General features: G+C 40.7%; 14 protein-coding genes. 6 read left to right on the top strand and 8 right to left on the bottom strand.

Annotation, left to right across the window (positions count from 1 at the left end):
* The first annotated feature begins 5 nt into the window (after window positions 1-5).
* Complete coding sequence (locus A7985_RS03515) at window positions 6-1,511, top strand: Calx-beta domain-containing protein (protein WP_065789024.1); 1,506 nt, start codon at window positions 6-8, stop codon at window positions 1,509-1,511.
* A 77-nt stretch (window positions 1,512-1,588) separates the two neighbouring features.
* Here the strand turns inward: A7985_RS03515 and A7985_RS03510 are convergent, their stop codons facing one another.
* Window positions 1,589-1,936, bottom strand: coding sequence for a hypothetical protein (locus A7985_RS03510; protein ID WP_065789023.1), 348 nt, complete (start codon window positions 1,934-1,936; stop codon window positions 1,589-1,591).
* A gap of 216 nt (window positions 1,937-2,152) precedes the next feature.
* Between A7985_RS03510 and A7985_RS03505 the strand changes: the two genes are divergently transcribed.
* From A7985_RS03505 to A7985_RS03495, 3 genes are all read left to right on the top strand, one after another.
* Window positions 2,153-3,136, top strand: a complete 984-nt coding sequence (locus tag A7985_RS03505; RefSeq protein WP_065789022.1) for a response regulator — start codon at window positions 2,153-2,155, stop codon at window positions 3,134-3,136.
* Between the two features lie 483 nt (window positions 3,137-3,619).
* Window positions 3,620-5,566, top strand: a complete 1,947-nt coding sequence (locus tag A7985_RS03500) for a GEVED domain-containing protein (protein WP_081310409.1) — start codon at window positions 3,620-3,622, stop codon at window positions 5,564-5,566.
* Between the two features lie 194 nt (window positions 5,567-5,760).
* Entirely contained in the window at window positions 5,761-6,753 is a 993-nt protein-coding gene (locus A7985_RS03495; protein ID WP_081310408.1) for a ChaN family lipoprotein, read from the top strand.
* A gap of 100 nt (window positions 6,754-6,853) precedes the next feature.
* On the opposite strand, the gene A7985_RS03490 is transcribed toward A7985_RS03495, so the two are convergent.
* The 3 genes from A7985_RS03490 to A7985_RS03485 form a co-directional block, all read right to left on the bottom strand.
* Window positions 6,854-7,726: a DUF2235 domain-containing protein gene (locus A7985_RS03490; RefSeq protein WP_176716675.1), complete on the bottom strand. Its 873-nt coding sequence runs from the start codon at window positions 7,724-7,726 to the stop codon at window positions 6,854-6,856.
* Window positions 7,705-7,863 (bottom strand): phospholipase effector Tle1 domain-containing protein, encoded by a 159-nt coding sequence (locus A7985_RS26175; RefSeq protein ID WP_141685256.1) that lies wholly within the window; start codon window positions 7,861-7,863, stop codon window positions 7,705-7,707. Before A7985_RS26175 ends, A7985_RS03490 begins: the two co-directional genes overlap by 22 nt.
* Before the next feature lie 139 nt (window positions 7,864-8,002).
* On the bottom strand, window positions 8,003-8,311 hold the full coding sequence (locus tag A7985_RS03485) for a DUF1330 domain-containing protein (RefSeq protein ID WP_065789021.1): 309 nt from the start codon (window positions 8,309-8,311) through the stop codon (window positions 8,003-8,005).
* Between the two features lie 169 nt (window positions 8,312-8,480).
* On the opposite strand from A7985_RS03485, the gene A7985_RS03480 reads away from it, so the two are divergent.
* Complete coding sequence (locus tag A7985_RS03480) at window positions 8,481-9,053, top strand: nucleoside deaminase (protein WP_065789020.1); 573 nt, start codon at window positions 8,481-8,483, stop codon at window positions 9,051-9,053.
* 34 nt (window positions 9,054-9,087) lie between these two features.
* On the opposite strand, the gene A7985_RS03475 is transcribed toward A7985_RS03480, so the two are convergent.
* Window positions 9,088-9,663, bottom strand: coding sequence for a YceI family protein (locus A7985_RS03475; protein ID WP_065789019.1), 576 nt, complete (start codon window positions 9,661-9,663; stop codon window positions 9,088-9,090).
* Between the two features lie 23 nt (window positions 9,664-9,686).
* Window positions 9,687-10,238, bottom strand: coding sequence for a cytochrome b (locus tag A7985_RS03470; RefSeq protein WP_065789018.1), 552 nt, complete (start codon window positions 10,236-10,238; stop codon window positions 9,687-9,689).
* A 135-nt stretch (window positions 10,239-10,373) separates the two neighbouring features.
* Here A7985_RS03470 and A7985_RS03465 point away from each other — a divergent pair, with 135 nt between their 5' ends.
* Entirely contained in the window at window positions 10,374-11,267 is an 894-nt protein-coding gene (locus tag A7985_RS03465; protein WP_065790012.1) for a LysR family transcriptional regulator, read from the top strand.
* A 47-nt stretch (window positions 11,268-11,314) separates the two neighbouring features.
* Here A7985_RS03465 and A7985_RS03460 read toward each other — a convergent pair whose 3' ends face one another.
* On the bottom strand, window positions 11,315-11,731 hold the full coding sequence (locus A7985_RS03460) for a cupin domain-containing protein (RefSeq protein WP_065789017.1): 417 nt from the start codon (window positions 11,729-11,731) through the stop codon (window positions 11,315-11,317).
* 172 nt (window positions 11,732-11,903) lie between these two features.
* Entirely contained in the window at window positions 11,904-13,460 is a 1,557-nt protein-coding gene (locus tag A7985_RS03455; RefSeq protein WP_065789016.1) for a SulP family inorganic anion transporter, read from the bottom strand.
* Window positions 13,461-13,506: the final 46 nt, after the last annotated feature.

Raw genomic sequence — 13,506 nt, 5'->3', positions numbered from 1 at the left:
TTACCATGCTTAAAACATCACTCACTTTATTAACTCTAGTAACAGCGTCGTTTTCACCGCTTAGCCTCGCCAACACCTGTAGCGGTGAATTGTATGGTATAAATGCTGGGCGAGGAGATGTAGGCATTCTTTTTGGCCTCAATGAACAAACCGACAGTGCTTTTGCACAAACACTCGCAGAATTCAGTTCATCAGCTCTCGCCTATGATAACACCAATAAACGCATGTATTACATCTCGGCTCCACGTCCAATTGAGTACGAAGTAGATACTAGCCATTTAAGTTTGACGGCAGAACAAAAAGAACACTTGCCTATCGAAGGTAATCGCTTTAAGTATATTCGCCTTGCGTACTATGATTTTAATACGGATACACACACTATCGTTGGGCGCACAACACAAGTATTAAGCCTCGTTTATGACGCTGAACGTGATGCATTAATTGGCACAGACTTTAAAAAACTCTATCAAATCGATAAAAACTCAGGGACTACCATTGAGCTAGGCGCGCTTGGCTCACTAAAAGGTAAATTCAGAGGTGACTTAGTCATCCAAAATGGCAATTGGTACTTGATCACAAGTCGCGCAGTGTATCAAATTGATAAAACGACATATGGCGTGACCAAGCTTGCAAACCACTCGCTGACTGCAGCTACTGGAGCTGCATTAAACCAAAGTGGTGAAATAGTCGTAAGCCGCACACTGATTAATGACTATGGGCACGTAAATAAGTCAAAACTCTATAAACTTAACCCTCAATCAGGTAATACGTGCTTATTAGCGACAGTCCCTGTTCGAATAAATGACTTAGCTTCAAATACAGACAAAGAAGTTGCCTGTTATACAACTCCAACATGCGAAACTGATCCACTTCCCTCTATTACGTTAGAAGCGGTTACAGACTCTGCTTTAGAGGCAGGTAAGTTGGAGTATCAAGTGACTTTGAGTAATAGTTATTACCAAGACGTCACCATCGATTTGAGCATAACAGATGGTACCACAGACAGCAGCGATTACAGTCTAGGCCAATCCACATTGACTATACCTAGTGGTGATACTTCGGCGAACGTATTTATCGACGCGGTGGATGATCAGGATCACGAAGGGGACGAAACCTTTACCCTTAATGCAAGTGCAGATCAAAATGCTACTGGCACGGCTTCGGCACTTGGCACAATCATAGACAATGACCCAGCTTGTACACCTGATAATTATACGCGTATTAACTACCAGTTTGTGAGCGAAAGCGCCGGTTATAACAACGATTGGGGTGTAACAGTCAACGGTAGTTACGTGAAACTACTTGACGAGTACGGCGGCTCTGGTAGCTACGACGTATTGCAAGGCCACAGCTACAATTACGTCCTAGCGGTCAATGGCAATGCAAACCACTTAACTGGCAACTATAGAGTCTACGGAGACAAGCAATTCTGGGAAGACCAAAATGATGCCGACTACAATGACTTTGTAGTGAGAGTGTGGACTACAACAATTCAAAAAGGCTGTAATTAAAAACTAAAACTCAATAAGTACCACTTTCGCGATATGCTGCTTAACTGGCCTTAACAGCATATCGCATTTTTATTGCCCTACTTACCCCAGAAAATATATTGAGTTGTGTTTTTACGTGACTTTTTCACTGGTGCACTGACCGTGTAATATTGGTCAAATGTCACTGTGGTAGATAAAATTCCTTTTTCATATTTGTATTGAATCTTTTCATCAGGAGTCAATATTGAATAAATTTTACCAATATTCCCTGCTCCCACTGAGTTACTTCGCAACGTCTGCGCTTCGTCAAATTGAGTGCGTGTATAATTCGAAACAGACACCGTTTTAACTTCTGGAATAATCACTCTCTCACTAAAATCTAACGTTTCCTCGAAAGCCAGCCCATCGGAAGAAGCAACACATAGTAATGCTATAAGTGGTCTCATATAACTTTCCCCTGTTATCTACACATTTTTAAAATAGCTAGTAGGGGTACAATTGTCTAGCGTAATTTAATATCTCCACTCTATTCTCCTTAAGACGATTTGCCACGCCCTTGCTAGAATCCTTTTAAAAAATTGCGTTTGAGGCACTAAAGGACATACTTATAAATCAGCATCGACTGTTTAGAACAGTTTGTTTGAATAGATAAGCGGCTCACCATGAAAAAGTTTAAAGTATTGCTCGTCGAAGATAATCCAATCTACGCACAACTCGTTCAGCTATTGGGTAAAGATAAGGCTGACTTTACGTGGTGTACCAACCTTAACGAGGCTGAAGTAGCATTAAAAGACCATCAATTTGATATTTATTTACTCGATTTGTATTTACCTGATGGGGATAGCATTGAGTTTTGTCGCCTTATCAATACCCCTAAAAAGGATGAAACAATTACAGTATTCTTAAGTGGTGAAACTGAGCTGGAATGGCGGCTGAGGGCCTTTGAAGCAGGTGCAGAAAACTATATTCCAAAAGATATTCCTCAGCAACTACTTAAGTTAAAGTTAGATAGCTTACTAGATTATCAAGCAAAAAGATTACGGGCTTTAAAGCACGCAAAAAAAGACTCTCAATTGCAAACAGACCGGACATTTCGTACCCAGCTTGACAATAATGCCCTCATCCACTTTTATCGGCAATGCCTAAATTTAAATGATATCAGTAAATTTTCAGGCTTCTTAGCTTCATTGATGGAAAGTTGGGAGCTGGACTATGTCGCGCGGCTAAAACTCACCGATGGGACGGAATATCATTTTAAAAATAATGATGAAGCGATATGTGAGATGGAACTCGAGCTTTTTGACGAATTAGAGGTGAACACAGCGAATGTACAATCTTTTGGTCAATCCACCTTTTTTAAATACCAACAAGCAGAGCTCATTGTTAAAAATATGCCCACAGATAGCTACAGTAAAGGCTCTTTGATTGACATATTCCATTATGTAGTAGAAGCAATTGATATTCGCCTAAATGAAATTGCGAAATTGCATCATATGAATACCATTATTAACGAAATTAAAGAACACACCCATACCCACCAAGACGACAAAAGCATGGCACTACTCAATGAGTTGGTGGATGATCTAGCAGCCATTACTAAAGACAAAGATCTTAGTGACGACAACGATGATCTGGTGTTTTTTTAATCTTCTGCAATGGCAATGACGCTTCGATTTAACGAACAGGCGATTTGCCCTTCGGCTAAACTCCCTAGTATTTATGAATTGTGCTCTTAATACACCTGCCATCACCTATTTTTATTTAACTATATAAAACAATGATGTATCGAACTTAAATTGGAACAGAAATAATCATAATAGAGAATTTGCGCAACTAACCACTTTTCAGTGCCTCTCAAGTATTCCAAAAAGACATATACATATAAAAAAACAATTATTTAATCCAATAAAAACATCTAAATCAGATAATTACGTTCACTTTTTACCCATTTTAGATAAATATGAGATAATTTCACCTTTACAATTATTGCATACAATATACATTTAATTCAAAAGATCGTTAATGGAATACGGAGATTTAATGAAATCTTTGTGACCATTTTGGTCTTATTTACCAGAAGATAATTGCCTAAATAGGCATGCGTCCTCACAATTTGGAGAACATGTAAAGTGAAAATTAAACGTACTAAAAAGCTGTTATTAATGGGGTCTTGCTTGCTGCCCAGTGTACTCACATGCACTCAACTACAAGCACAAGATGAAGTTTCGCCTTTAAACACCAACTATTGCGAAAGTTCTGGAGGGGGTAATTATGAGCATATTGCCGGCGTCTCTACTGCGGGTATCAATAACCTATCTGCTGGGCAATCCGCGTATACCGATTTTACCAATCTAACCGCTGAGCTGAGTGTTGGACAAAACCAAATCACCCTCACACCCGGTTTTGTAAATAATGCCTATACAGAATATTGGAGCGTATTCATTGACCTCAATAATGACGGTGACTTCAGTGATATAGATGAGCTTGTTGGTTCTGGCAGCAGTCGAACTGCATTAACAACCACTTTGGATATCCCCACCTCTGCTGAAGGTGTCACTTCTAGAATGCGTATTGCGATGAAATACAACTCCCCCGTCGCTAATGCATGCGAAAACTTTAACGCAGGCGAAGTGGAGGATTACTCTGTCCACATTAAACCGCGAGATACGTCACAACTTGAAGATATGTGTCTAAGCCAGCCACCCGCTGAACAATCCGCATTAGCTGACAGCGTGCCTGTTTGCGTCAAGTCTTCCTCTCAGTTCCAAAGCTTTTCGGTGCCTGGCGCTGACACAGCAGGAAGTGTTGCTATCACCACTTCTTATGGTCAAGGTAACCTAACTCTTGAGGCCCGTAATGGTGAAGGTGGCTACCCACGACCGGGCGACGACAGTATACGCTCCAAACATGTTGGCAATACCGAGTGTGTTGTCATCACCAACCCAACCAAATACTGGACCAACATTGTTATGCGCGGTCTTTTTAAGGGCGCAACGATTGTTGCAGACCTTGGGGCGACAAGCTGCAGAAAAGAGCCCGGCCCTATTGACCCAGGTAATGTTGCGTACGAGTTTTCACATGTGAACGTAATCATCTTTCCGTTTAGCTTTAATGGCACTCCGTTACCTTGGTCTATAGAGCAAATCAATGCCGATATGCAAACGGTGAAACAATACTATGCCGAGCAGTCGTATGGCCGTTTCAACGTTACATGGGAGATAAAACCAGAAATATACATCAATGAGCCCAAATCGAAATATGATGCAGATACAAAAGCATGGCACCAATTGTATGCTGATAAAATTGCACAAGCTGGTGTTGATATGAACTTCCCCGGAGAGGCCAATCTCGTCATGATGGCGTCACCACAAGTTTCGACTATCAACTCCCAAGCAGGCCCTCCGTTTATTCAACTCTATCACCACAAGCCTGGTACCATTGCACATGAAATGGGGCATGCAATGGGCCTGCGCCACTCCATGTCGGTTGAGGCCGGTAATCATGTCATTAATTCAGGTAATGATTCAATTCGCAATTATGGCAACCCACATGCCATGATGGGCATGGGCGCTCATACGCTAGAAGAGTACAACCTGATGTATAAGAGCTACTTTAAAGGCTGGTTAACAGATGAAGAAGTACCGCTCATATCGTCTTCTGGCACATACCGCATTTACGCTTTTGACCACGGTTCATCAGCTGGAACAAATGCACCTGGCAGTATCGGTCTTCGACTCAAATCTGGTAATGGAAATTATACCTATTGGCTTGAGTACCGAACTACCAATGATAGGTATAACACGAACACTAAAAACGGTGTTTTAGTCAATATCAAAGGTTACATGGAAAATGAGCCGCAGCCTTCTTTTTGGAACCATAGATCAGCGCTGTTGGACATGACTCCTAATTCAAAAGACAACTCTCGCTGGGCGCAAGAAGATGAAACTGATGCCGAACTTGCTATTGGTAAAAGCTTCACTGATCCATGGAATGGATTTAGGATCACGCCTATCGCCAAAGGTGGGCTAGAGGATTCTGCAAGTGCGTGGATCGATGTAAAAGTAGAAAAGTTCTAAGCTAATAAATAACATACAACTAAACGGCCTAAGGCACAGTGTGCTCACTGTGCCTTTTTATTTCATTCTCAGTACTATGCGAAAAGGTAACATCATGAGCCAGCAACTTGGTAGAGCAGCTTATTCCGTGACTTCCAATTTGATAATAGTTATCATTACCAGAATTCATCCAATCACGCTACCTCGGATAGTTTATGAACTTCAGAAACACCATAAAATGCCTCACAATTATCGCTTCAATCCTCTCAACTCAAGGCTGTAGCACTATTCCAACAAGTGCGGAAACAAACGCTCAGATTGCAACAATGCAAGACTATCAACTGTACAACGCAACAAATCAGTCAGTCACTTCACTAAATAAACTACGAAATGATTTGGCAGATAGCGATGTCATATTTATTGGTGAATATCACTCTCATAGTGCATCGCACAGACTACAAACTCAGTTATTAAATGCTTTGTTTCAACAGAATAATAAGTTGGTGCTATCTATGGAACAATTTACGCGCGATAAGCAAGATGTATTAGACCAGTATTTGCGTAATGAAATTGGCGAACAAACCTTAATTAAAGACGGTGATGCTTGGGATAACTATCCCAGTGATTATCGGCAATTGGTAGAATTTGCAAAAGAGCATAGTTTGCCTGTCATTGGCGCAAATACACCTATAAGCATTGTTCGGTGTGTCGCTCGCAAGGGACCAGAGTTCATTAACGCTCTCGACTCAGAAAAACAAAATTGGGTTGCGGCAGATATCACCTCCAGCTCACCTGAATACCAAAATAAATTTACCAAAGCGATGTCGCACCATGGCGGCTCTAACAAAAAAGAGACAAAAATAACCTTGAGCAACAGTTTTTATGCTCAGCTCGCTCGAGACAACACAATGGCTGACTCTATTTATAAAGCACACCTAACTAGTCCTGATAGCCAAATAGTGCATTTTAACGGTGCATTTCATAGCAATTATCACCTTGGTACAGTCGATGCTCTAAAGCGAATTGCTCCTGAGCTCAAGATAGCTGTTATTAGCCCTCAGTTTTCAAACGAGAAGGATGATTGGAATAAAGGCGATTACATATATAAAATCAAAAGCTTACCAACTAGATACATCAAAAAAGAAAATCGAGATAAAGCAATCAAGGAAATGATGAGTGCTAAGAATAAAAAAAGCTGTGTATTGTAGACACTAAGCGCTCAGTAAATATGAAAGTTCGCATCTTAGGTAGAGGGTTTGCCCTCTACCATGCCAAGACGTTCTGCGGGCCGATTATAAAAATGCTTTCTTATGCACCTTTAGCCGCCTGCTTATCTATAAATTCAAAAGCATTTCTTGGTTGATATGACTCACTTTCTAAAATTCGTTGATAAACACTTTCATGCAGGGATTCATTGGTTCTGTCACCTGCACCTACCTGACGTACTTTTTCCGTTAGTTTGTAAAGCCAACTCATCGAATCTCGATACTCATCTAAGTGATGTGGTCGATAATATGACAAAAATTTTTCGTTAAAGATTAACCCATGACGATTAGCTCGCTCTTTAAGCCAATGCAGTGAAATATTAGCTAAACCATCTTTCGAGTATCCACCACCAACATTACTGTGGCTGCCAGCAAACCACTTCTGCTCTAAAGTTTGGCTCGAGCCCTTCGGTAATGTCCAAATAGCGGGTTTAAAAGGACCGCGCTTCTCATCAATTGCAAGCGCGTGGTAAGCATGTTCGATATTTTCTGTCAGACTCACATCATGGAATCGATACCTACCATTGATGGGTTCAAATTTAAAAGGCACACCCAATGCCCCAACCGTATCCCAAACACCTACAAATTTGATCGATACATCTGTGCACTTATGCTCTTTCTTAAACGCGGCAACTTCTGTGTCTGAAGCATTGTTCCTATATAGTCGATATGCCTCTGGCATATAAAAGGCGTGGTCTTTAGGAAGTAAACCTATTTTGTTGATTAACCCAATTGCACTTCGGATGGTATATGCACCACGACTAAAACCAAAACCAAAGATCTCGTCACCTGGTTGGTAATTTAAAACCAAGAATTGATAAGCTTTAATGACATTTTCTGATAAACCAATGCCAAACCCGCCGCCCAAAATTTTGTCCATCCCCCAGTGCGTACCTACCCCCTCGCTGTAATACACAACTTGGTGAATACCATCATGGCACACAGCTCGATACCTCTTGCAAGTTTCACGACGTTAGTTGGCTTTCTTTTGCCTCGATCATATTGTGCAGGCTTGTTCCACGTACCATCCATACACAACACCAACCTTTTCATTCTTCTTCCTTATAACTAACTGAATTACAATACTTAATACTCGCTACAATACAGTTAATAACAAATATTAAAAAGGGCAATTATTCCCTATTTTTACTTAAATCTGTATGATTACGTTATCTGTCTGTACAAAAGTTATTTATTCGGTAATTTCGTAGCTGCGAATAATCGTCGTAAATTCAACTGCTGGTTTATAGTATTTTTCTTTTATTGCTATATATTCTTCGTCACTAAAAAAGGTGTCCATTGCTTCTTTATTTGGAAAACGTATCGTGAAAACGCGGTTGATATCATTATTTGTTTCCTTTTTTAGGACTTTCCCGACAACAAAATCATAGCCAAAATCGCCGCCAACTCCTCGCAATATTGGCGTCATCGCCTCTCGATACTTCAAGTACAGCGCTTCACTTTTCACAAACAGCCCAACCAACATTTCCAATTTAGCCATGGTTTTCTCCTTTCCTTATCTGTACCCAAATTCTGCATTAAAGTGAATAAATAAACAATCTAATTCCTAGTCCGCCATTAAATATCTATTTAAATTGTTAGCCCACTTCACAATTGCTCCTCATTGTTCTTATATATGTTGTATCAATTGCAATTTTTTGGATAAACCCATGATACAGTCTTTGTTTGATCAAGATACTGAAGTGAATGATACGACTCTTAACATCATCGCGCATATGCCTACAACAAGCTTACATACCCTTGTTTCTGATGACTTTTGTACAAAGTTAAGCGATGCTGACTTCATGAGAATTGCTGTATTACTTGCCAAAAAAAGCTATGACGAAGGTGGTTGTCCTATTGGCGCTGTCATCGTTAATAATGAAAGTAATAAAATTGTAGGTAAAGGGCACAACACACTTGTTCAGGAGTCTCACCCCTATAATCATGGAGAGACATCAGCTATTAGAGACGCTGGCAGAATTGATTTTTCTAAAACAACCCTATACACCAGCTTAAGCCCTTGTGATGTGTGTGCCACACTTTTATACATGCGAGGTTTCAAACGCGTTGTGGTAGGAGACGTCACCAATGCGAACGGTAATGAATCCCTGTTAGAAGAAAAAGGTCTACAAGTTGATATTCTGGAAGATCAACTAGGCGTAAGGCAGTATGGAGAGTTTCGATTGCAAAAACCTGAGCAGGATTTAGAGGACTGGCAAGGTATTGCAGCACTGAAATAAAAAAGGCCTTGCAAATAGCAAGGCCAATTATAAATTACTTTTTAATACCCTCAATATGTAACTCTAAAGTCACATGGGTAGAAGCAGGCCCCAAATTGTAATCAATGCCGAAGTCTTTTAGCTTAATAGACGTTTCACCTGAAAAGCCTACACGGTAGCCACCCCAAGGATCTTTACCTTCACCAATTTTTTCAACAGGAAAAGTGATTGTGCGCTTCACACCATGCAACTCTAATATTCCTGTCAGTTTGCCATCTTTATCACTTATTTGCTCATACTTAGTGCTTTCGAAAGTCGCTTTTGGAAACTTTTTAACATTCAAAAAGTCTTTACCTTTTAGGTGCTTATCACGCTCGGCATGGTTAGAGTCGATACTGGCAGTGTTTATGACCACATTTATTTTTGACGCATTAGGGTTCGCTTTATCATAGGTAAAATCACCATCAAAGTCATTGAACCTACCAGTTAACCAGCTATAGCCCAAGTGCTTAATTTTAAAGTTTATAAAAGCGTGTGCACCCGCTTTATCTATTTGGTATTCAGCCGCATTAGCTACACCCGAAATCGCCATGCCTGCAGCAACTACTGCGGATAAAATACGTTTTTTCATAAATTCCTCTCAAGATACTTTAATTAGTGTTCTTTATTAACTTTTATTATGCGCATTAAACCACCATCTTTGTTTATAAATTGATGTTTTAACGCAGCACCAATGTGGCCAACAACAAACCCGATTAACGCCCACGCTAACCAAAAGTGTATTTCACCAACAATGTCTTCTTGATTATCAAAAGACCAAGGTAGCGCTGGCACATTAATAAATTCAAATACAGAGATAGGCTTGCCATCAGCTGTGGAAATTAAATAGCCGCTCACGAGAATGAATAACATCAATGCATAAAGTAAAAAGTGCCCTACTCGTGCCGCTGCTTGTTCTAGTTTTGGTCCCGGTAATTCATCTGGACTGTGGTTCATCTGTCTCCAAATCAATCTAGCTACCCACATTACAATCAAGAGCATGCCTATCGATTTATGTAGGTCTAAAGAACCTTTGTACCACGGGTCGTAATAAGTAAGCTCTACCATGTACAGGCCAAGACCAAACATAAAAAAGATTGCGATTGCCATAAGCCAATGAATGAATATGGCTACCAAACCATAACTTTTCTTACTGTTTTTAAGCACCTTGCCTCCTACCTCACCGGATACTTATATCTAGATTACCGATTAAATTTGCTCATAGGTAGTGCATAAATTTAAAAACTATTGTGCAAAATTGTATATACTCAATGTATAGACGAGATGGAATATTATTTTTTTATGCAAAAACTAAATTGGGATGATTTTCGCGTGGCGCACGTTGTGGCAAAAGCAGGTTCATTGGCGAAAGCAGCTCAGGTACTTCAGTGCAATCACACAACCGTACTTCGGCACATAAATCGATTAGAAGAAGCACTCAACGTCAAACTGTTTATTCGCCATCAAAGAGGGTATAAGTTAACTGATGCGGGATACATTTTAAGTGATACGCTCCCAGACATCGACGCCCAGTTTGTTGCGTTAGAAGATAAGTTACAAAGTGTTCAGCAAGATTTTAGTGGAAAAATAAGGATTACGACGGTCACTTCTTATTCATCGCTTCTCGCACCTGCAATGCAGGCGTTTAGACAGCAATACCCTAAAGTTAGGATTGAACTTCTGGCAACTGACGAAGTCATTCCTGCACAAAGTGGGGTTGTCCATGTTGCACTTAGGGCTGGTCCAAAACCACAAGATCCAGACTTAATCGTGCGCCATGTTGTTTCACTCAAAATGGCCTATTACGCATCACAAAGTTATGTAGACGCACTTGGGCTGCCTGAGAGCGAAGAGCAGATGAATGAGCATCAATGGTTGATGCCAGACAAAAGCAAGTACCATATCCCCTTTATTCATCAAGTCATAAAAAGATTGAGTAATGAGAGTATTGTCTACTCTAGCAATCAATTTTTAGACATTCAATCTGCTGTAATAAGTGGGATGGGTATTGGCCCAGTGTCTGAAATAGAAGCTAATAAGCACCCGGACCTAATCAAGTTAGATAGTAGCACACTGTTTACCACCGACTATATAGGCTCACTGTGGTACACATACCACAAAGACCTAAAAGAAAATGCGAAAGTAAAAGCGCTTTGTGAGTTTTTAATTGATCACACTCGCCATTTATCAGTGTAACTGCCATCAGGGTAGTTTGTTGTACTTTAAACTAACCTGAAATGTTGCTACTTTTTCACGGTTATTGGCTTGCCTTTCTCTCCGGCGTAGAACACGATAATCCTGACGTCTTCGTCGCCTAAAGCCTTGCCTGTATGAACCTTGTTGACAAGCTCAACAATCGGATCTCCGGCTTTCAACATCAAGACTTCGCCATTTGGTTTCGTCACTTTAAGGTTTCCGCTCAGCAATACACCTGCATTTATAACTGGGTGAAAGTGAAGTGGCAGTGTTGTTCCTGCAGGTATGTTGATGTCGAGGACCGTAATTTCTGGCGTGCCATTTGGGTAATTTGGCAACGAAGAACCGTCCCAACTTTGGCTGGTTTTTACCAATGTTTTTACGCTCACTTGTTTTTCTTGCGCAGCAGATTGATAACAATAGAAGATCGATGCCACTATGGCAGCAGCTAAGATTGATTTCATACTGAGGTTTCACTTCTTTATATATTTTTAGTCCACATTAATGAAGCTTTTGTAAATAAGCTACAGCTTAATGCAAAAATGAGCCAAAGATATTATTTTTACCAACCTCCTTTAATACCAAACATTAAGCACAAAAAAGCCCGCTAAATGCGGGCTTACTATCTATATAAACTTAGGCAAGCTTATCCGAAGCAACTTTGTATTTTGGATCTTCGATAACATTAACTTCTACCAAGTCACATGCATTGTCCAGTAACTGCTTACAGTCCTCACTTAGGTGGCGCAAGTGAAGTGTTTTACCTGCTTTAGTATACTTCTCGGCCAAAGCATCAATTGCCTCAATTGCACTGTGATCTGCGACTCGACTGTGCTTAAACTCGACAATAACATCATCTGGATCGTTTGCAATGTCGAACAACTCTGCAAAATTTTTCACTGAACCAAAGAATAGAGGGCCATGTAGTTCATAGACTTTAGAGCCCTCTTCGTCTATGTAATTACTCGTATAAATGTGCTTGGCGTGCTCCCAAGCAAACACCAATGCAGAAACGATAACGCCCACACACACAGCAATAGCTAAGTCTGTAATTACCGTGACCCCTGAAACGAGTACAATCACAAACGCATCGCTTTTCGGGATACGTTTCATTAATCGGAAACTCGACCATTCAAAAGTACCAAGTACAACCATAAACATGACACCAACAAGCGCTGCAAGCGGGATCATTTCAATTAGGCTAGCCGCAAACAAAATAAAGCCTAACAATAGTAATGCTGCGGTAATACCAGACAATCTGCTGCGACCACCTGAATTTATATTGATCATAGATTGCCCGATCATCGCACAACCACCCATCGCGCCAAACACGCCACAAGTTACATTTGCAGCACCCTGACCAACACATTCGCGATTACTATTACCGCGGGTTTCTGTGATTTCATCGATAAGTGTCAATGTCAGCAGGGATTCAATAAGACCAATTGCGGCCAAGATAAGTGCATAAGGGAATATAATTTTGAATGTTTCTAAGTTCCAAGGTACTTCCGGAATATGGAACATAGGGAAGCCACCAGCAATCGTTGCGTCAGCATTACCACTCATATCCTTTAGATAATCAAGTACATTTCGCGCATCTAAATCAAAGCCAATTACAATACCAGTTACGACCAAAATAGCCGCAAGGCTCGAAGGAATCGCCGTAGTTAATTTAGGTAGGAAGTGAATAATTCCCATGGTTAAAGCAACAAGGCCAGCCATGATGTAAAGCTCTGAGCCTTGCATCCATTGCAGCGTTCCAGAGTCATCCATCACTTTGAATTGACCAAGTTGCGCTAGGAAAATAACAATGGCGAGGCCATTAACAAAGCCAAGCATGACTGGGTGAGGCACCATTCGGATGAATTTACCCAACTTAAAGATACCTGCCAGAATCTGTAAAATACCCATTAATAATACAGTTGCAAAGAGGTATTCGACCCCATGTTCAACCACAAGGCTTACCATAACTACTGCAAGTGCACCGGTAGCACCTGAAATCATACCCGGACGACCACCAAATATCGAAGTGATAAGTCCAACGATGAATGCTGCATAAAGGCCAACCAATGGATCGACTTGTGCAACAAATGCGAAAGCGACCGCTTCAGGTACCAGTGCTAAAGCAACTGTTAACCCTGACAGCACGTCGTTCTTAGCAGAGCTTGGCGCTTTGCCTATAAGATTAAACATTTATATCCCCAGTGTTTTTTACTACGACAGAAAAGCGCTGGATCCT

The sequence above is a fragment of the Pseudoalteromonas luteoviolacea genome (genome assembly GCF_001696455.1).
Classification (GTDB): Bacteria; Pseudomonadota; Gammaproteobacteria; order Enterobacterales; family Alteromonadaceae; genus Pseudoalteromonas; species Pseudoalteromonas luteoviolacea_C.
Note: the sequence above shows the minus strand (reverse complement) of the source record. Positions and strands in the feature narration are given on the sequence as shown.